Origin of the sequence: Streptococcus sp. HMSC074B11 (assembly GCF_001808705.1) — a bacterium.
Lineage (GTDB): Bacteria > Bacillota > Bacilli > Lactobacillales > Streptococcaceae > Streptococcus.
On the sequence record NZ_KV794273.1, the window covers coordinates 312,660 to 330,621 of the forward strand.

Below are 17,962 nucleotides of genomic sequence, written 5' to 3' on the forward strand. Positions count from 1 at the left end.
CTCCCTCTTTTTAAGTGATTCAAAAGAAACAGGTAGAAATCTTTCATTCTACCTGTTGTTTTTATTTCTTAGTAACCACCCATCATAGATGGATCCATAGCTGGAGCTGGTGCAGCGGGTTCTGGTTTGTTAGCTACGACTGCTTCTGTTGTTAGAATCAAGCTTGCTACTGAAGCTGCGTTCTGAAGGGCTGAACGGCTAACCTTAACAGGATCGATAATCCCTGCTTCAATCATGTTGACCCATTCACCTGTTGCAGCGTTGAAGCCTGTACCAGCTTCTGCATTCTTCAAACGATCAATTACGATTGAACCTTCATAACCTGCATTGTAGGCGATTTGACGTACAGGTTCTTCCAAGGCACGAAGAACAATGTTACGTCCTGTTGCTTCATCACCTTCTAACTCCAAGGCAGCAACAGCAGAGATAACATTAACAAGGGCAGTACCACCACCTGCAACGATTCCTTCTTCAACAGCTGCGCGAGTCGCATTGAGGGCGTCTTCGATGCGGAGTTTCATTTCTTTCAATTCTGTCTCTGTTGCAGCACCGACCTTGATAACAGCAACTCCACCTGACAATTTAGCCAAGCGTTCTTGGAGTTTTTCACGGTCAAATTCTGAAATTGTTGTTTCAATTTGTGATTTGATGACAGCAACACGGTTAGCAATTGCTTCAGGATTACCTGCACCTTCTACAATGACTGTACTATCTTTATCAACAGACACTTTAGCTGCTTGACCAAGCGCTTCAATGGTAGCATCTTTCAACTCAAGACCAAGATCTTCTGTAATGACTGTACCACCTGTCAAAATCGCGATATCTTCCAGCATAGCCTTACGACGGTCACCAAATCCAGGCGCCTTAACAGCAACAACGTTGAAGGTTCCACGGATCTTGTTCAAAACAAGAGTTGGAAGAGCTTCACCGTCAACGTCATCAGCAATAATCAAGAGGGGACGACTGCTTTGAAGGATGCTTTCTAGTAGTGGCAAGATTTCTTGGATATTTGAAATCTTCTTATCTGTAATCAAAATGTATGGATTTTCAAGGTCTGCAACCATTTTTTCATTGTCAGTGACCATGTACTGTGATAGATAACCACGGTCAAATTGCATTCCTTCTACAACTTCAAGCTCTGTTTCCATCCCACGTGATTCTTCTATGGTGATGACTCCATCCTTGCCAACTTTTTCCATGGCTTCAGAGATGTACTCACCTACTTTTTCAGAACGAGAGGATACGGCAGCGACTTGTGCAATAGCTTCCTTGCTTGATACTGGAATGGCATTGTTCTTCAAGGCTTCTACAGCAGTTGCAACTGCTGCTTCAATCCCACGACGGATACCGATTGGGTTTGCGCCAGCCGTAACGTTTTTGATCCCTTCACGAACAATAGCTTGGGTCAAAACTGTTGCAGTAGTTGTCCCGTCACCAGCAATATCATTGGTTTTAGAAGCCACTTCTGACACCAATTTGGCACCCATATTTTCAAAATGGTCTTCTAGTTCGATTTCTTTAGCGATGGTTACACCGTCATTGGTAATCAATGGTGAACCGAATGATTTTTCAAGAACGACGTTACGGCCTTTAGGTCCCAAGGTTACTTTAACAGTATCAGCTAGGATATCAACACCACGGACCATTGCTGAACGTGCATCAGATGAAAATTTAATCTCTTTTGACATACTTACTTCCTCCTATTATTCTTCAACGATTGCTAAGATGTTAGCTTCACCCACGATGACATATTTTTCGTCACCATCTTTGACCTCGATACCTGCATGAGCTTCGACTAAAACTTGATCTCCAACTTTTACACTTGGAGCGACTAGTTCACCACTCAAGGTGCGAACACCTTGTCCAGTAGCCACTACTGTAGCTGTTTTCGTTTCTTCTTGGGCTGATTTTGCGAGGACAAAGCCTCCGACTGTTTGTTCTTTCTCTTCAATTTTCAATACCACACGGTCCCCTAATGGTTTCAACATCTGTTTTCCTCCATAACATAATCATATTGTTAGCACTCTTTACAAACGAGTGCTAAACCATAGTTCTATTGTATCACTTAGTCAGAAATAGTCAAGAAAAAAACACCTCAAAATGAATGAGATGTTCCTTAAAGATCACTTTAGAATTATTAACTTTCGATTAAAATCATCGACGACTTTTTGGAGATTGATCCGTCCTCGATAGATACCATATCCAAAAACCACCATTCCCAATATTCCAACCAAGGCAAGTAAAATTCCGAAAAGTAAGAGTGGGAGGAAGCTTTTATGAAAGAGATAAATCAAGACCATACCTACACTGGCAATGATAAAGAGTAAGCTAAACCAACGGCCAAGATTTTCAATCATGTGACGTTGATACTTAATTTCTGTTTCATATCCATTAACAAGTTCTTGTTTTGTAACCATGAGTATCCTCCTGACAAAAATTGAGAATGAAGTGTAAGAGAAGGAGGTTAGTCTACTTCATTCTCAAAATTCTCTACTAGTAAATATGTGCTTTTCTTGAGCTTAGTAATTAAGATGTGGGTCAAAGATACCTAGAGCAACACCGACCAAAGCGACAACAACTAGAAGCAACATAACTTTGTTTGGTGAAACTTTTTTCTTAGACATTAACCACCAGCAAATAGTGATGAAAGTTGCTGTCAAGAGACCTGGATAAACACCATCAATCTTTTCTTGGATATTTAAGAAGACTTTTCCTTCAGAATTCTCGAATTGAAGAGCTGTTGTAACAGATACCCAAGTTGCTGCTACCGCACCGATAACCATACCGCCGACAACGCTGATTGCTTTACGAAGTGCTTGTCCTTTTGGTCCTACTAGGAATTCAACGGCTTTATCCCCTAATTGATACCCTTTAAAGAAGGCAAAGCGCATACCAAAGTATACTAAGAGGTTCCATACGACGATGTAGAAGATAGCACCAGCGATGTTACCACCTTTAGAGAGACCAAGGGCAATCCCCAAAAGAACTGGAATCAAGGTCCCAACGACCAAAGAGTCACCGATACCAGCGATTGGACCCATCAAACCGGCACGCATACCATTTATGGTTTCACCATCCACTGCATCTCCGTTTGCGCGCGCTTCTTCCAAACCAGCTGTAATCCCTACAACGAGAGAGCCAAGTTGTGGTTCAGTATTGAAGAAGGCAGTATAGGTTTGCATAGCATCTTTTTGTTCTTCTTTTGTATCATACATTTCTTCTACGATTGGAAGCATAGAAGTCAAGTACCCAAAGGTTTGCATGTGTTCTTGAGAGAAACAAGTCAAATGACCATAATACCAATGATGAAATGCTTTTGCTAATGTTTTCTTTGAAATTTTCTTTCTATCAGCCATTTTAAATATCCTCCTCATCATCGTCTACGTAAACAACCCCAGCTGGAGCAGCTTTCATAGATTTGATTACTTCAAGTTCATAGTAGATTACTGCAAAGATCAATGAAACAACTGCACTCGCTACCAAGTTCAATCCTAGAGATTTAGCCAAGGTAAATCCAACAAAGAATGGAATGAAGTCAGTTGCTTTTGTAACAATTTGTTTCAACAAGATAGCAATACCGACACATGGGAGAAGGGCTCCAACTGTAAAGAGGGCTTTCATCCAGAAACCATCCATAGGAAGGTAAAGTTTCATCAAATCAACCATGTTTTCACCATATTTGGTGATAATCATAGTTGGAAGGAAAGAGAAGAGGAAGTGAGAGATCCAAGGATAAACCCAGTCAACTGCGTAGAGTTTTTTGAAGTTTCCTTCTTCAACGGCTTTCCAACCAATGTGTTGCCAAAGCAAGTTCATTGTAGCTGTACCGTAGAAAAGAACAGTACCGATTGTCCCAACGGCTGCACCGATTGGGGCTGCAGCTGCTGCAATTCCAGCTTCGTCTGTGATGTGATTTGCATGCACAAACAAGATAGCAAGAGGAACACCGATATAAGAGATTGCACGAACATCAGCAGATACGGTTCCACCAGGTGTTACCAAGGCGATATAAACGACTTGAAGGGCAACCCCGACCATAATACCGGTTGTCACATCTCCAAGAATTAAACCTGAGATCAACCCACCGATCAAGGGACGACCGAGTGTATAGTTCCCGATACTGGAACCTCCCATACCAGGCATTGAAGACAAGCTGGCGAAAACTGCAAGCAAGATTGCTTGAATCCATGAAATTGTCATAACAAACGCTCCTTTTGTTTGTAAATTTATTTACCTAACTAATAAAACTGTTAGGTTTAAAAACCAAATTTAGATTTGAAATCATCCCAGTAACCAATTGAAACATCCGGCAACAATTGGAATTTCACCTTATATCCTGCTGCTTGAATAGCCTGAAAGGCTTCTGCTTCTTCCTGGGTGATGGATTGGTTATTGCCCAATTTCACTGCACCAGGTCTATCATTTGCAGGGCCAACGATGATTTCTCTGACATCACCTGGGACAAAACCTTGATCCACCAAAATTTCCTTCATATCGATTGGGTTTTTGGTAATCAAGAAGTACCGACTGTCAGATTCCGTTACTTTTGCTGACTTTTCTTTAAAGGCTTCTTTTGTCCATACAAAGGTTTTCTTGTCTGATGCGCCTTTGTAAGCTTGGATCAAAACCTTGTTTGATGCTGCTGCATCGTTTACGGCAATCAAACCATCACATGGTTTTTCTTTTGCCCAGCGTGTGACTGTTTGACCGTGAATCATGCGGTCATCAATCCGTACAAATGTTACTACCATAAGGTACCTCCCTATTAAATATCGTCATCATCTTCTTCAGCACTAGTGGCTGAAACTTCAAAAGGTTGTAGTGCAGATTGTGCTTCTGATAAGATAGTTGCTGACAAATCGTCTCCATCCAACACATCCTTCATCACAACTGCTGTCAAGGCCATGGTCAGGTTCATCCCACCAAGGATCAAAGCTCCATCTAGCTTTCCAGCTTCTTCTAGGACAGTGGCTGCCGTGGTTAATGGACTACCACCTACAATATCTGCCAAGACCAGCACAGAATCATCTGCTGTCAATTCTGAAATGCTCTCTCTAAAGTCAACTGCAAAGTCATCGACCGATTTTCCTTCTTTAAGTCCAACTGCAATGACCTGATTTATCTTGTCACCAGCAAACATAGCTAGCGATGTTTTTAGTCCTTCTGCCAATCCACCATGACTGACTAAAATGAGATATTTCATTTTGCTACACCTCCTTTATTTGACTCTATTGTAGAATATTTGGAAGCGCTTTTATATTGTCAAATGTCACATGATAAACATGACATTTAGCAACAAAAAAATGACATCTGTCACTTGACACAATGTCATCTTATTTTTCTTTAAACTCCTACCTGAAGACTACTTTCAATTTCCCTCTGAATTTGAGGCAAGCGATTCTCGACATCTTGATCGCGCAAAGCATTGCCAATCAAGTAGTCCAGCTTTTCCAACATTTCTTTAGAGACATTCTTGGGACTACTTTCAACAGCTTGTTCCATGATACGATTCAAGGTCTGATTGGTCAAGGAATCCGTGCCAAAATCATCTACCTGTAGAAGATCTTTACTAGATTGACTTTGGACCACCTGTGGCATAACGGAAATCCCTTGAGATTGAGCAAAGAGGAGTTGTTGAATTTCTGGATCTTCTGTCAACAATTGCATCAATTTCCAAGCTAACTTGGAATGAGGAGTCCGAGCAGACATGGCAAAAGAAGTCGTCGTAACCAAAGTCGCCTTGGTAGTTTTTGACTTAGCAGGCATAGGAATACAGGTCCAGGTGAAGTTTGAATATTTTGAAACATGGTAAGGATAAGGTTTATAGGTTCTATATTGAGCCAAAGTCATGGGATAAAAAGCGACTTTCCCCTGGTCAAAATCTTTGGAACTCACCTTATAGTTCTTATTCAACTCTTCCAATTTTTGTAAAAAAGTCAAAGACTCTTTGACTTCTGGAGCCGTAAGTTTAAGCATCCCTCCTTGAAAAAGACTACCCCCATTTGCTGCCAAAGCTTCTTTCCATGTATATTCTGTACTCCCAAACTGATCCAATTGACCATCTCCATTGGTATCTTTGGTTAGTTTTTTACAAATTGTATAGAACTCTTCCAAGCTCCAACCTTCCTTGGGAACCTCAATGCCTTCTTTGTCTAGCAAATCTTTATTGACACACATCAAAATAGGATTACTTTCATAAGGTAAGGCATAGGATTGCCCCTGATAGACGCCTGATTCAAATGCAACAGGATAAAAAGCAGCTTGGTCTTCTTGATTCATATAGCCATTTAACTTTTCTAGAACGCCACGTGCCGCCAATAAGGACAGATCTTGCTCAGAAACCATAAACACATCCGGCGTCTTTCCTGAAACAATCTTTTCTGAGAGCCAGTCTGAATAATCCGACTGTGGAATCCCATTTTCATATTCCACACGGACATTAGGATGGGACTTTTCAAATTTTTGAATCGCAAGATCCAAAGCATGGGAGCGTTGACTGGTCGGTACATCCCAACTAGATCCTGCATAAACGCCTATATGGAGCACGATCGGTTGTTGTTTCCACCAATAAAAACCAGTACTCACAGAGAGCACAAAAAGGAGAACGATTCCCCAACAAAGATGCTTTCGGTTTAATTTCATTCCGTATTTCCTTTTGAAAAATCGCGTCTAGTCACTCCTGTTTGAACTGACCAAATTGCTAATTGCGTTCGATCTCTTAGGTTTAATTTCGCCAAAATCGTTGATAAGTAATTGCGCACAGTTCCTTCTGATAAGAAGAGTTTTGCAGCAATTTCTTTGTTTGACTCGCCATAACCGACTTCTTGAATAATTCGCCATTCTGTCGTGCTCAAATCCTTGACGTTGTCCTCATCCACAGCAATAGAGAAATTCGATTTGGCCATTTGAGAGAAGATCTGAAAGACCTTGCTTGCGATATTGGGGTTGATCATAGCTCCACCCTGATGCACCACCTTAATAGCCTCATAGAGCTCTTCTGTCGAGGCTCCCTTTAAAAGATATCCTGAAGCACCATACTTGAGTGCACTATAGATAAATTCATCATCGTCAAAGGTTGTTAAAATAATAATTTTGATATCCGGATAGTGTCCTTTTACTTCTTTTGTAGCCAAAACCCCATCCATGCCTGGCATCCGAATATCCATCAGAATCAGATCCGGATGCGTCTGTGGAATGCTGGACAAGACATGATTCCCATCTTCCACTGTAGCTACCACTTCGATGTCGGAGTGAGCCGACAAAATAATTTTCAAAGATTCTCGAATCAAGGCTTGGTCATCTGCCACCATTACTTTTATCACCATATCTTATCTCCCTTCTTTATATTTTGGTAAACTGACACGTGTGAAAAATCCATCGCGACTTTCAAATTGAAGCTGTCCTCCTAGTATGGAAATACGCTCCATCATCTGTTTGAGTCCATAACCATAAGTTAAGGTTTTAAACCCAACTCCATTATCTTGCAAAGCGATCAAATAATTCTCTTTATCCTCAAAAAAATGGAGTTTTAGTTGGCTGGCGTGACCGTGGCGAACCGCATTGGTCATAGACTCTTGAATCACACGAAAGATCGTATCTTCAATCATGACATCCATATCGACATCTACCCATTCATAGTTTAGATCAACTTGTAAGTTGGAAAGAATTTGATACTCGCGGATGGTCTTTTCTAAAGCATCTTTGAGAGTTCGTCCCTCAAGGGCTCCCGGACGAAGACGATTAAGAGAACCTCTCACATCTTGGATTCCTTCACGGACCACTTCTGATACGTTTTTCACCTGCTCTTTTGCCCGATTTGGATCGATATCGATCAAGACCCCAACAGCATCTAAACCTGCTGAGATGCCTGTTAGTGCGTGCCCCAGAGTATCATGAATCTCACGAGCAATCCGCTTACGCTCCCGATCCTCTGCAATCTTCTCAGACAAGGCCATATAATTGTTCAACTCCGTATTAACCTTGGACACCATAGCCAATTCTTCCTCTACTTCGTGGTTTTCCGCAAGGACGTTCATAATATAAAACAAAAGTGAAATAATGAAGAGTACCATATTCGAGGCATAAAGGGAATTCTTTAAGAAAAAGGCCAGAATGCGGATAGATTCAGGATAAAAATGAATATAGACATCTAAGGACGGAATCGGGAAGAAAAGCGAAAAGACATCTGAATTTGTCACAAGGAGCATCAAGAAGCTCACTAGGATAAAGGCAAACCAATACTTCCGATCTCTCTTGGTATTCAACTCTTTGGAACCATAGAAGATATCCGCAAAAACCAAGAGAATGAGCCCGTTATAAGCTACATTTTGAACCCACATCAGAAGCAGCATCAGGAGAATCTCCAGAATATTCCTCTTATCAAAAATAGACCATCGACTCGTTTGAGGCCGATATCGACTCATCGATATCAAAGCAATTCCAGCAAACAAAACTGCAGACAACCAAAAAGTCGTAGATGGAGCAAAGGGAATACGCTCTAGACGCTCTAATAATAGAGAGGCTTGGCGTTGAGCTATGATATAGTTGGTTGCTTGAAGATAGATGATACTGTTTAGCATAACAGCGATAAAATTGACGACCATAAGAATGGCCAAACTGTATCGAACACCTCTAAACTTTCTCATTACTGCCACCCATTCACATCAAACTGATCAATGTTTTCCTTTGTCATCATTTCAACTGGAATGCTCACCTCTTTGGTATAGCTCTTCCCTTCAGCAATATCTTGAATGACCTCCATCACGCGGTCTCCCATTTTCAAAGGAGACTGAGCAACGGTTCCCACAACATCATCCGTCGAGTGCAACAAAGATTTCATATCTGGTGAACCATCGATTCCATAAATCGCAATGGGGTAAGTTATTCCTTGCTCCTTAATTGCAGCCAGAGCTCCTATAGCTGAGCGATCATTTAAGGCAACCAAGGTATCAATTTCAACCCCTGATTGTAAAAAATTCTGGACAGCCGGCATGGCGATTTCCGTTTGCCCCTTGGTTTCCAGTTCCGATACAATCTGATAAGAACTGTGCCCCTCAATAGTGTCTTTAAAGCCCTGAATCCGCGTATCTGCTGAAACAGTCCCCTTATGTTCCAAAAGGAGGACCCGAGCACTAGAAGAACGTTTCATCAACTCTTTAGCAATCAATACTCCCGCTTGGTAGTTATCGGATACAATACTTGCATCTGGCTTAAAATTCTTCAGTTGGGTATCGACCGCAATGATTTTAATTCCTTGTTTTCTAGCTTTTTCAAGAGCAGTTAAAATTGACTGGCTATCCCCCTTGATCGGATTGATCACTATCATATCAACTTTTTGAGCACAAAAATCATCAATCTGTTGGCTCTGTCTTTCTTCGTCCAATTCTGGATCTCGGACATAAACAAGAGCTCCTCTTTCATCGGCAATTCGACTAATTTCCGAATGAATACTTTTATAGAACCCATTGTTCATGGTCATATAGGTGACACCAATTTTAGTCTGATCCTTGATGCCACTTGTTTGACAACGGCCGAAAACCCATAAGAGAACACAGACCACTGGAATCAGCAGTAATAGACGCTTTATCAGCCATTTCAACAATTCTATTTTCTCTTTATTTTTCGTCAAATTTCATTCCTTTTCTGAAAATTTTGAATATATATTACTTTATTCTACTACTTTTTCAAAAAAAGTGCTTGATTTTATTGTACAAGTGCATTTATTTGACCTATTTAAGAATTAATTTCCGAACAATAGCACAAAAACAATAGAAAAAGCTGGTCTATAGGCGAACCAGCTCTTCTATTTGATTGATATTAAAATGGAAGTTCCTCTTCTTCCAAGACCAAATCTGCTAAGTCTTGTCCTGCATTATTTTCACGCATAGCACGTTGGGCACGGCTTTCTAAGAGTTGGAAACCTGTACAGAGAACTTCTGTTACATAGTTGGTCTGGCCATTCTTCTCAAACTTACGGGTACGAAGTTCCCCATCCACAGAAATGAGACTACCCTTGCTTCCATAACTAGCCAAGGTTTCAGCCAATTTTCCCCAGACCACAATATTGATGAAGTCTGCTTCACGTTCCCCATTTTGATCTTTATAACGGCGATTCACTGCGATAGTTGCTCGTGCAACAGACTTATCATTGTTGGTTTTGTGCAACTCTGGTGTAGACGTCAAACGTCCGATCATAATAACTTTATTATACATTTTTTCATCCTCCTACTTATCTATTCGAAGGTAAAAGAAAAAAGTTACAAAATTTGTAACTTTTTTAAAAATAATGTTATTCTCTATGAATCATAAATCCAGTTGCTTGTTGATTGGCCATGATGGTCATATCTGTAATTTGCACACGACGTGGCTGACTGGTCACATAAACTACAGCATCTGCGATGTCTTGTGCCTGCAAGGCTTCGAGTCCCTGATAGACCGTCGCCGCCCGTTCCTCATCTCCATGGAAACGGACCTTAGAAAAGTCAGTCTCTACGATTCCTGGCTGAATGGTTGTCACCTTGATATCCGTTGCGATGGTATCAATCCGTAGTCCATCTGAAAAGGTTTTGACTGCAGCCTTGGTTGCTGAATAGACTGCTGCACCAGCGTAAGCGTAAATACCTGCGGTTGAACCCATATTAATGATATGGCCTTGATTTGCAGTCACCATAGAAGGCAAGAGACAACGAGTAACAGCCATCAGGCCCTTGACATTGGTATCCAGCATGGTCAGCATATCCAACTCTTCATAGTCCTGATAGGGTGCTAAACCAAGAGCCAGCCCAGCATTATTAACTAAAATATCAATTGAACCTACTGCTTCAAGAATTTCTGAACAAACAGTTTTAACCATTGTCATATCGGTCACATCAAGGGGAAAGGTCCAAACTTTTTGATTTGGAAAGGCTTCTGCAAACTCAGTTTTAAGAGATTCGAGTCTTTCTGTTCGACGCCCTATAAGAACGATACTTTCACCTTTTTCTAGATAGGCACGCGCAATAGCTTCACCAATACCTGATGTTGCACCTGTGATCACAACATTTTTTGCCATCTTACTTTCTCCTATCTAACTTAACAAATTTAAGCTATCCAGTGTTTTGCTGGGTCAAATGGTGTTCCGACAACTTGGTCTTCTGACAATTCAATGACACCACGCTTTTGTGGAGCATTTGGTAAGGCAAGTTCACGAGGACTGCACATCATCCCAAAGCTCTTTTCACCACGAAGTTCCCCTGGGAAAATGAGATTCCCTTTTGGCATCATAGCTCCTGGAAGAGCTACAATGGTTTTTAAACCGACACGCGCATTAGGAGCTCCTGCAACGATTTGCACTGTCTTATCACTCGCAACTGCCACTTGGCAGATATTGAGATGATCACTATCTGGATGTGCCACCATTTCTACGATTTCACCAACGACAAATTTCGGTTCCTTGTCATTGATAATCTTTTCGGTAAAATCTTGAGCTTGCAATTCTTGGTTCAAACGAGCTACTTGGTCATCTGTTAAGAATACTTGGCCTCGCTTCTCAATCTCAAATAAATGAGAAACTTCAAAAATATTCCAAGCAACAGTTTCACCAGTTTCCTTTAGGAAAACACGTGCCACATTGCCTTTACGCTCAACATCTAGTTTGGCATCGCCACTGTTTTTCACGATGACCATAAGGACATCACCGACATGTTCTTTGTTATATGTAAAAATCATTCTTTCTTTTCTCCTATTTTAATTCTGCTAAAAAGTCGTTTATTTGTGCCTTGGTTTTACGGTCACGATTAACAAAGCGTCCAATCTCCTTGTCCTTATCTAAGACAACAAGACTTGGAATCCCATATACATCCCATAGTTTTGCAAGTTCCATGTACTCATCTCGGTCTACTCGTATAAAGGTAAACTCTGGATTGGTCTCTTCAATCTCTGGTAGAGCTGGATAGATATAGCGACAATCGCCACACCAATCCGCAACAAAAAGGAAGACCTTCTTGCCATCCTGTTCTACTAGATTTGCTAATTCTTCTATACTCTTAGGAGAAATCATATGGCTTCCTCCTCGTAGATGAGATCTTCATCTTCATAGACAAAGGTATAGTGATGACCATCTTCAAAAATGACACCACCAACAAGACGTTCTAGACTACTTTCGTACACTTGGACATAGAGAGTCCCAATCTCACCCATTTCTGAGAAATAGTCACGCACAATAGCAGTTAACTCTTCCTGTGTCTTCATGAGTTTGTGATCATCAGCGACTTTCTTAGCACCAAAGGCAAGTGCTCCAAGCCCTGCCACGACTAAACCTGTTTTAATAATATTTTTCGTTTTCATGCTAACATTGTAACACAAAAAGGCTCAAGGAACAATGAAAAAGAGAGTTCCCCTCCCCTTTACCATTATTGAAAACTTAGTAGTTTCTCTCTCCAAATAAACCTTCTGGCAATTCATGGAACCCCTTGCCTGTCTTGAAATTTTCAAACTTGCCTAGCAAGAACTGGTAGGCATCCAAGCGACTTTCATAGCGAATCATGGCATCTTTAGCACGATCATCTTGATCTTCTTCATAGACCTTTTGGCTTTCCTTGAGCGCCATATCATTAATCATGATTTGGGTATTAACCCAGGCTTCAAATTCTTTCATAAATTCTTGTTCGTAACTCATTTTTTCTCCTTATTCTAATCAACGGAAATAGTCTGTATCAATCTCACGGTAAGGCTGGATATCCTAAACATACTCCAATACACCTTGAAATTCTCCATTTTCATCGTGTACTGCAGCATAGGTGATATGGACAAACTTACCTCGTGACTCGGACTTGAACCACATCTCATACTTGTCCTTGACCCCGTCACGAAGACCTTTCATAATGGTCTTTACCTTATCAAGGTACTTGGGCGGGTGACAAAGCTCAACATTGCGCCCGACTTGAGAAGGTGTCCGCTTGAAAATCATCTCATCTGCTGGCGTATTGTCATTGTAATACTGGAAAATATCATCCTTATTAACAAAGGTAATTTCCATTGGCAGATGGTTGAGAATAAGATTAGCCTGCTCGACTGAGAGATAGCCATTACCAAAAGCCTGTTGACTATGGCGATCTACTACCGCTTCCTTTTCCTTAGGTGTGAAGGTGATAGTAAACTGACCTTCTGGCGTATCAATCACTTGTTGAACCTGTCCATCTACAGTTTCTGGCTGAGTTGGTTCTTCTACACTTTTTTCCTCAACAAAACTTTGACGTTCAGGAACCCATTTCTCAGACGGACGGATAATGGCATAGCCATAAGCATCACTTTCCTCTGCAATCTGAATCCAGTCATCCTGGGTGAAGGATTCGAGCAGAATCATGAGGAGGATGGACTCTTCCTTGAAAATCATACTCTCAAATTCAGTCGCAAAAGCTTCAAAAGCTTCCTTTACGGCGGAAATTGGCACTTCTGGGAGCGACTTAGTTGCCGCTAAAGCTGTTTGAAAGAGTTCCCTAATCTGGTCATCGACTCCCCACATGACTTTTGGAGGCGAATCATGTCCATAACGCTCCATGATAGGAAAGAAGAGTTCTTCCTTACGCTGGTAGTGACGGTCGAACTGACCTACAAGCCCCATCTGACGAACCAACCCCTTACGCATCTCTGCAAGCATTTCCTCGTCTTCCATAGACTCATATGTGTCTAACAATCTTCGAACACGAATCAAGGCAGCACGGAGGGCTAGATTTTCATCCTTAAAAACACGTACAGGATGACCTGGATGCTCGGTATCTTCAACTTCGACACCCTTAACAGCATTCTTAAAGAGATTAGCATGCACATCACAGAGCTCCATGACGTCTTCAAATGTCACACCTGAGTCAGAGTTCATCAACTCGTGCTCCATGAGAGAAATCTCGATAGCTGATACACCTGTAAAGGTTGCATCAAAGCGTTCCTGAACGGATTCAGGGGAGGCTCCATTATGCAATTCTAATAAAATATCCCGTAGGATATGAATACGTTCATCTGCCATTAGTCTATTCCAATCACTTCGTAACCATTTGCTTCAAGTGTGCGCACAATCTTATCCATAGGAGTTCCCTCCAGTTTAGACCCCTGTTTGAGCGATACTTTTCGTCCGACTGTATTTCGCATCAAAGGATTTGCAAGAGGTTTAAAACCGAGTTCTACTAGGATATCTAAAACTTCTGGATGCTTGTCCACAACTTCCGCAACAGGAATAGATACATCAATGATATTGTCCATCATAACCTCCATCATATTCTCTAACAGTTTTTTCTTTTTTATTATACCACAAGGGCAAAGATTAAAAAACTAGCAGTAGAAGACTTGCTAGTTTATTTCGTATAATTTCATTATTTCCAATTATATAGACTTTTCCTAGTAAAACCTCAAAGTCTTATCCTTACCATGATCATCAGAGAAGTTTGAAAAACCAATCTATGATCTTGAAAAGAATCTTATAGAACAGTAATTGGAAGGCGAAAGAGATTAGAAACCAGAGAATTTTTATCAAACCAACAATTGGTGTTATAAAAAGAAGAGTAAAGAACCTCCAAAAAGATTTCATTCTTTATCCTCCGGCTTCATCAACCAAGTAGCTGTATCCATAAGCTTATCTACGAGAAATAATTTTCCCAAACTAACGACTGTGTTTTCATCTTTTTTTATGGTTTCTGCAACTTTTAAAGCTTGCCTTGTTAGAAGATAATTACCGTAGGTTTTAGCCAGTACTGTTATGATCCCCATGTCAATCTCCTTCTATGATTTCCACTTCTTTTCGGATAGTGGCAACATCTCTTTGATATTGTGCTTCATCGTAGTTAATCAATTTGGACAATTCTTTTTGCAATCTTTCTCCCATGGGTTTCATGGTCGCAAAGGTTAAGCCACCTGATAGGACTCCACCTAAGATAGGAATAACTTTCCCCATCCCCTTAGCCAATCCTCCCTTGGTCAGATTCACTCCAAAGATTTTCAGAACTTTTTCCAAAATTGGATACCAAAGAGTCTTTGTTAAAGCCTTTTTATTCACGATTTTCATCACTTGCTTAGCAACTGTAACACCACCAGAACGAAGTAGAGCGCCCGCACCATTTACTCCCAACATCACTCCCAGATAGAGCAAGAGGGTATTTTTAGCTTCTTCGCTCAGCTCATTTCGCGAAGCCCAGAGATCATCATAGCCGTAAATATATCCTAGCTCCTGAGCTAGTTTCAGTGAAAATGCGTAAAACTGGGCTACATCTGTCGGAATTGTAACGGCCATGGCAATACCTCCAGGTAATCCAGCCAAAACAGATGTCCCACTTGCTAGCAATACATTATCTCTAATACATGCATTAGCTACTCGATCTAAGGTTTCCTGAGGTAATAAAGCTGTCGGCCCTTCTTCCAATAATCTAGGAATATCCTTTGAAGCCACTTCCTTAGAGAATTTGTCCATTAAAAATTTTGACCGGTTCACTTTGACAACAGGAAGTTTTACTACCTGTTGCAACACTTGCATCGCCACATCTTCTTTAGCCATCTCTATCTCCATTTTTCATTCATATCAAGCTTTATCTTATCATATTTATGGAATAAATGATATTTTCAAGATTTATTTTATTTTCTGAATTTCTATTTATATAATCTGACTAGACAATGACCGACTTATAGCCACAAAAAAGAGGGTTGCCCCTCTTTCTGCTTAATGTTTATCCAGATTGCGTAGCATCTCGTCAATCTTATAAGTCCATAATTTCTTTTTTCTTTCGATCAAACTCTTCCTGAGATAATATATCTGCATCTAAAAGTGATTTGAGTTTAGTAAGAGCTTCGATTTGCTCATCAAAAGATAAACTTGGTTTAGTTGCTTTTTCATCTAACTGTTGTGCCATATTCATACCAAAAATCATCCCCGCACCATCTCCTAGCCCATGTTGTTCGATCCCTGATGCGACTTTTTGTTGTGCAGCAATATTAGAAGCTTTCTGCGATACATCATCAAAGGCCTTTAAATTCATCTTATTTGATGAAAAGTTCTTAACTAATTCCTTAGATTCTGGTGAGAATTCTATATTAGCAATCGCAACTTTTATAATTTCAAATCCAAAACGATCTTTCCAAGTACCAGCATACTGTTCATCATTCGATACTTGTTTTGCAAGTACTGATGCTTGTGATGGTAGTTGTGAGATACGATAAGTTGTTGATAACGAATTAAGGGCAACGGTAAAGGATTGAAGAAATTCCGTGACTATCTGAGCCCTTGCTTGAGCACTATCAAAGCTATAGTAGGTTACATTTGCAGGAAGGAAATTTTTTACAAACTTGATAGCGTCTGTAATTTGAATAGAAAAAGTTCCAAAAGCACGTACTTCTAAGTCTGTACCATAAAACAAGTCGTTATACATAACCGGACCACGAGTACCAAACCTAATATCGCGAATTTCTCTCAAATTGACAAAACAAATCTGTTTTTGCTGATCACTTTGTCCGCCAAATCCAACACGATTAACAACATTATCAAACAGTGATTTTTTTAGCCCATCACCATTAAAAACACTACTCACCCCATTTTGATATTCATATCCACCTGGTTCAGTGATAATTTCTTCTATTCCAGACTGACTAAAAATAAAAGCAGCAGTATTTTCAGGAATAAATATCTTAGACCCATTTGAAATGACACCTATAGACCCCTGACTATTAACCCCTCTACCATTATTACTGACTTGAAGAACACCCGGACTTACAGCTGTATGTTCATCAAAAGCCTGAACTGTAATAATTTCCTTCCATTGATCTGCAAAAGTACCACTAATTGAATCTGTAAATGCTTTAATTATTCCCATATTTCATCTCCTACAAGGTCTGTTCCATATCACAAAAACTACATTTGACAGTTTGTTTTACGGTTCCAGATAGAGGAGCTCCACAAAAACTGCATTTAGTAGATAGTTTCTCTGGTTCTGAATCCTTAATACCAAGCCCTGCTTTGAAAGTGTCAAACGTATCTTTTAGAGTCTCTGCTAAAATTTCTACACCAAATAAGCTATTATCACCCAAGGTTGCAAAGTTGCTTGTATCACCAGAGATTAATTTAATAATATTCGTTGCCCACTTTTCAGTATCCTTAGTATTAGAGAATGAGAAGATAACTTGTCCACCATTATAATAGATTTCTAATCGTTTCATACCATTGGATTTTGTAACTGAAACTTGTGGTTTCCCCTCAAAAACCTTAATTTGGTTAATTGGTATAATAGTTTGATCTTTTTTTCCTCCAAAAATACCTTTTTTGATATGTATCAAGTGTAGATTTGTTAAAATTAATTCATCTGTAGACAAACCATTTTTCCCAAAACTCACATGATCACTATTCATAACCATGTATTCATGAGGTAACAATTGATAGTCCATCCCGAACTCCATTCTTATTTTTAAAGACTAGCTTTCCATTGTTCTACTTGTTCGTGTAGAGAATCACGATATTCCTTTAAAAACTTAATTATTTCCTCTTTTCCTTGAATAGGTGCTTTCTTCAATGGACCATATTGTTTTTTCTGTTCTTCCATTTCTTTTTTAGTACTATCTTTTAATTCTTGGATAGAAGCACTATCTTCTAAAACAGTTCCCTTAAAGGCTTCATCTGCTTCGGTATAGTAATTATTAACAATTTTCTCATACATAGTCAAATAATCTTCATAAGTTTTGATAGATTCAATTGTCTCATCACTGACATCTTGTGGATTAAAGTCACTAGAACCTAATTTATCTTTTGCTTTATCTAAAAATCCTTTTTTCCCAGAACTTTCCGTTTTACTATCACTAGATGAATTACTTGTTTTTTCAGACAGAGAACTACAAGCAACTAGAGTAGAAACGGACAGACATAGTAAAGCTAAACGACAAACTTTTTTTACATTATTCATTAATAGAATCTCCTTTTATTTATGAAATTATCATATCATATTTCCTAAAAAAAAAA

General features: G+C 39.9%; 24 protein-coding genes. All 24 read right to left on the minus strand.

Annotated features, from left to right (window positions below):
* Nucleotides 1-68: 68 nt before the first annotated feature.
* Nucleotides 69-1,688, minus strand: coding sequence for a chaperonin GroEL (groL, locus tag HMPREF2619_RS06465; protein WP_070460174.1), 1,620 nt, complete (start codon nucleotides 1,686-1,688; stop codon nucleotides 69-71).
* 15 nt (nucleotides 1,689-1,703) lie between these two features.
* Entirely contained in the window at nucleotides 1,704-1,988 is a 285-nt protein-coding gene (gene groES / locus HMPREF2619_RS06470) for a co-chaperone GroES (RefSeq protein WP_049527054.1), read from the minus strand.
* Between the two features lie 135 nt (nucleotides 1,989-2,123).
* Nucleotides 2,124-2,417: a PTS fructose transporter subunit IA gene (locus HMPREF2619_RS06475; RefSeq protein WP_070460176.1), complete on the minus strand. Its 294-nt coding sequence runs from the start codon at nucleotides 2,415-2,417 to the stop codon at nucleotides 2,124-2,126.
* Nucleotides 2,418-2,519: 102 nt separating this feature from the next.
* The gene (locus HMPREF2619_RS06480; protein ID WP_033586897.1) at nucleotides 2,520-3,374 is read right to left on the minus strand and encodes a PTS system mannose/fructose/sorbose family transporter subunit IID; all 855 of its coding nucleotides are present in this window, start codon (nucleotides 3,372-3,374) and stop codon (nucleotides 2,520-2,522) included.
* Nucleotides 3,358-4,200 (minus strand): PTS mannose/fructose/sorbose/N-acetylgalactosamine transporter subunit IIC, encoded by an 843-nt coding sequence (locus HMPREF2619_RS06485; protein ID WP_006151610.1) that lies wholly within the window; start codon nucleotides 4,198-4,200, stop codon nucleotides 3,358-3,360. Before HMPREF2619_RS06485 ends, HMPREF2619_RS06480 begins: the two co-directional genes overlap by 17 nt.
* A gap of 56 nt (nucleotides 4,201-4,256) precedes the next feature.
* Nucleotides 4,257-4,751 carry a PTS sugar transporter subunit IIB gene (locus tag HMPREF2619_RS06490; protein ID WP_070460178.1) on the minus strand — a complete coding sequence of 165 codons (495 nt, stop codon included), beginning with the start codon at nucleotides 4,749-4,751 and terminating at the stop codon, nucleotides 4,257-4,259.
* A 14-nt stretch (nucleotides 4,752-4,765) separates the two neighbouring features.
* Nucleotides 4,766-5,203, minus strand: coding sequence for a PTS sugar transporter subunit IIA (locus tag HMPREF2619_RS06495; protein WP_000876218.1), 438 nt, complete (start codon nucleotides 5,201-5,203; stop codon nucleotides 4,766-4,768).
* 140 nt (nucleotides 5,204-5,343) lie between these two features.
* On the minus strand, nucleotides 5,344-6,642 hold the full coding sequence (locus HMPREF2619_RS06500) for an ABC transporter substrate-binding protein (RefSeq protein ID WP_070460180.1): 1,299 nt from the start codon (nucleotides 6,640-6,642) through the stop codon (nucleotides 5,344-5,346).
* Nucleotides 6,639-7,322 carry a response regulator transcription factor gene (locus HMPREF2619_RS06505; protein WP_070460279.1) on the minus strand — a complete coding sequence of 228 codons (684 nt, stop codon included), beginning with the start codon at nucleotides 7,320-7,322 and terminating at the stop codon, nucleotides 6,639-6,641. Before HMPREF2619_RS06505 ends, HMPREF2619_RS06500 begins: the two co-directional genes overlap by 4 nt.
* Nucleotides 7,323-7,328: 6 nt before the next feature.
* Nucleotides 7,329-8,645, minus strand: coding sequence for a sensor histidine kinase (locus HMPREF2619_RS06510; RefSeq protein WP_070460182.1), 1,317 nt, complete (start codon nucleotides 8,643-8,645; stop codon nucleotides 7,329-7,331).
* Nucleotides 8,645-9,628, minus strand: a complete 984-nt coding sequence (locus tag HMPREF2619_RS06515; protein WP_070460184.1) for a substrate-binding domain-containing protein — start codon at nucleotides 9,626-9,628, stop codon at nucleotides 8,645-8,647. The genes HMPREF2619_RS06510 and HMPREF2619_RS06515 overlap by 1 nt, the downstream gene beginning before the upstream one ends.
* A gap of 188 nt (nucleotides 9,629-9,816) precedes the next feature.
* A complete protein-coding gene (locus HMPREF2619_RS06520; protein WP_000282453.1) occupies nucleotides 9,817-10,212 on the minus strand; it encodes a single-stranded DNA-binding protein in 396 nt (131 codons plus the stop codon).
* Nucleotides 10,213-10,288: 76 nt separating this feature from the next.
* Nucleotides 10,289-11,050, minus strand: a complete 762-nt coding sequence (locus HMPREF2619_RS06525) for an SDR family NAD(P)-dependent oxidoreductase (RefSeq protein ID WP_070460186.1) — start codon at nucleotides 11,048-11,050, stop codon at nucleotides 10,289-10,291.
* A gap of 29 nt (nucleotides 11,051-11,079) precedes the next feature.
* Nucleotides 11,080-11,706 carry a YtpR family tRNA-binding protein gene (ytpR, locus tag HMPREF2619_RS06530; protein WP_070460188.1) on the minus strand — a complete coding sequence of 209 codons (627 nt, stop codon included), beginning with the start codon at nucleotides 11,704-11,706 and terminating at the stop codon, nucleotides 11,080-11,082.
* Nucleotides 11,707-11,719: 13 nt separating this feature from the next.
* Nucleotides 11,720-12,037, minus strand: coding sequence for a thioredoxin family protein (locus tag HMPREF2619_RS06535; RefSeq protein ID WP_070460190.1), 318 nt, complete (start codon nucleotides 12,035-12,037; stop codon nucleotides 11,720-11,722).
* Nucleotides 12,034-12,324, minus strand: a complete 291-nt coding sequence (locus HMPREF2619_RS06540; RefSeq protein ID WP_070460192.1) for a DUF4651 domain-containing protein — start codon at nucleotides 12,322-12,324, stop codon at nucleotides 12,034-12,036. Before HMPREF2619_RS06540 ends, HMPREF2619_RS06535 begins: the two co-directional genes overlap by 4 nt.
* Before the next feature lie 76 nt (nucleotides 12,325-12,400).
* Nucleotides 12,401-12,655 (minus strand): DUF1912 family protein, encoded by a 255-nt coding sequence (locus tag HMPREF2619_RS06545; protein ID WP_070460194.1) that lies wholly within the window; start codon nucleotides 12,653-12,655, stop codon nucleotides 12,401-12,403.
* A gap of 63 nt (nucleotides 12,656-12,718) precedes the next feature.
* The gene (locus tag HMPREF2619_RS06550) at nucleotides 12,719-13,999 is read right to left on the minus strand and encodes a DUF438 domain-containing protein (RefSeq protein WP_070460196.1); all 1,281 of its coding nucleotides are present in this window, start codon (nucleotides 13,997-13,999) and stop codon (nucleotides 12,719-12,721) included.
* A complete protein-coding gene (locus tag HMPREF2619_RS06555) occupies nucleotides 13,999-14,232 on the minus strand; it encodes a DUF1858 domain-containing protein (protein WP_000368731.1) in 234 nt (77 codons plus the stop codon). The genes HMPREF2619_RS06550 and HMPREF2619_RS06555 overlap by 1 nt, the downstream gene beginning before the upstream one ends.
* Nucleotides 14,233-14,553: 321 nt before the next feature.
* Nucleotides 14,554-14,736 (minus strand): hypothetical protein, encoded by a 183-nt coding sequence (locus HMPREF2619_RS06560; protein ID WP_049504271.1) that lies wholly within the window; start codon nucleotides 14,734-14,736, stop codon nucleotides 14,554-14,556.
* A 1-nt stretch (nucleotide 14,737) separates the two neighbouring features.
* Nucleotides 14,738-15,517: a hypothetical protein gene (locus HMPREF2619_RS06565; RefSeq protein WP_070460198.1), complete on the minus strand. Its 780-nt coding sequence runs from the start codon at nucleotides 15,515-15,517 to the stop codon at nucleotides 14,738-14,740.
* A 199-nt stretch (nucleotides 15,518-15,716) separates the two neighbouring features.
* Nucleotides 15,717-16,826: an SPFH domain-containing protein gene (locus tag HMPREF2619_RS06570; RefSeq protein ID WP_070460200.1), complete on the minus strand. Its 1,110-nt coding sequence runs from the start codon at nucleotides 16,824-16,826 to the stop codon at nucleotides 15,717-15,719.
* 10 nt (nucleotides 16,827-16,836) lie between these two features.
* Complete coding sequence (locus HMPREF2619_RS10830; RefSeq protein WP_083279611.1) at nucleotides 16,837-17,394, minus strand: hypothetical protein; 558 nt, start codon at nucleotides 17,392-17,394, stop codon at nucleotides 16,837-16,839.
* Nucleotides 17,395-17,414: 20 nt separating this feature from the next.
* A complete protein-coding gene (locus tag HMPREF2619_RS06580) occupies nucleotides 17,415-17,906 on the minus strand; it encodes a hypothetical protein (protein WP_001067002.1) in 492 nt (163 codons plus the stop codon).
* Between the last annotated feature and the right edge of the window lie 56 nt (nucleotides 17,907-17,962).

Coding starts and splice junctions, on each gene's coding strand:
- HMPREF2619_RS06545 (WP_070460194.1), bottom strand. CDS start 12,655: ATGAGTTACGAACAAGAATTTATGAAAGAATTTGAAGCCTGGGTTAAT.
- HMPREF2619_RS06475 (WP_070460176.1), bottom strand. CDS start 2,417: ATGGTTACAAAACAAGAACTTGTTAATGGATATGAAACAGAAATTAAG.
- HMPREF2619_RS06490 (WP_070460178.1), bottom strand. CDS start 4,751: ATGGTAGTAACATTTGTACGGATTGATGACCGCATGATTCACGGTCAA.
- HMPREF2619_RS06495 (WP_000876218.1), bottom strand. CDS start 5,203: ATGAAATATCTCATTTTAGTCAGTCATGGTGGATTGGCAGAAGGACTA.
- groES (WP_049527054.1), bottom strand. CDS start 1,988: ATGTTGAAACCATTAGGGGACCGTGTGGTATTGAAAATTGAAGAGAAA.
- HMPREF2619_RS06510 (WP_070460182.1), bottom strand. CDS start 8,645: ATGAGAAAGTTTAGAGGTGTTCGATACAGTTTGGCCATTCTTATGGTC.
- HMPREF2619_RS06500 (WP_070460180.1), bottom strand. CDS start 6,642: ATGAAATTAAACCGAAAGCATCTTTGTTGGGGAATCGTTCTCCTTTTT.
- HMPREF2619_RS06535 (WP_070460190.1), bottom strand. CDS start 12,037: ATGATTTCTCCTAAGAGTATAGAAGAATTAGCAAATCTAGTAGAACAG.
- HMPREF2619_RS06565 (WP_070460198.1), bottom strand. CDS start 15,517: ATGGCTAAAGAAGATGTGGCGATGCAAGTGTTGCAACAGGTAGTAAAA.
- HMPREF2619_RS06540 (WP_070460192.1), bottom strand. CDS start 12,324: ATGAAAACGAAAAATATTATTAAAACAGGTTTAGTCGTGGCAGGGCTT.
- HMPREF2619_RS06525 (WP_070460186.1), bottom strand. CDS start 11,050: ATGGCAAAAAATGTTGTGATCACAGGTGCAACATCAGGTATTGGTGAA.
- HMPREF2619_RS06485 (WP_006151610.1), bottom strand. CDS start 4,200: ATGACAATTTCATGGATTCAAGCAATCTTGCTTGCAGTTTTCGCCAGC.
- HMPREF2619_RS06570 (WP_070460200.1), bottom strand. CDS start 16,826: ATGGGAATAATTAAAGCATTTACAGATTCAATTAGTGGTACTTTTGCA.
- HMPREF2619_RS06480 (WP_033586897.1), bottom strand. CDS start 3,374: ATGAGGAGGATATTTAAAATGGCTGATAGAAAGAAAATTTCAAAGAAA.
- HMPREF2619_RS06560 (WP_049504271.1), bottom strand. CDS start 14,736: ATGGGGATCATAACAGTACTGGCTAAAACCTACGGTAATTATCTTCTA.
- HMPREF2619_RS10830 (WP_083279611.1), bottom strand. CDS start 17,394: ATGGACTATCAATTGTTACCTCATGAATACATGGTTATGAATAGTGAT.
- HMPREF2619_RS06520 (WP_000282453.1), bottom strand. CDS start 10,212: ATGTATAATAAAGTTATTATGATCGGACGTTTGACGTCTACACCAGAG.
- HMPREF2619_RS06550 (WP_070460196.1), bottom strand. CDS start 13,999: ATGGCAGATGAACGTATTCATATCCTACGGGATATTTTATTAGAATTG.
- groL (WP_070460174.1), bottom strand. CDS start 1,688: ATGTCAAAAGAGATTAAATTTTCATCTGATGCACGTTCAGCAATGGTC.
- HMPREF2619_RS06555 (WP_000368731.1), bottom strand. CDS start 14,232: ATGGACAATATCATTGATGTATCTATTCCTGTTGCGGAAGTTGTGGAC.
- HMPREF2619_RS06580 (WP_001067002.1), bottom strand. CDS start 17,906: ATGAATAATGTAAAAAAAGTTTGTCGTTTAGCTTTACTATGTCTGTCC.
- ytpR (WP_070460188.1), bottom strand. CDS start 11,706: ATGATTTTTACATATAACAAAGAACATGTCGGTGATGTCCTTATGGTC.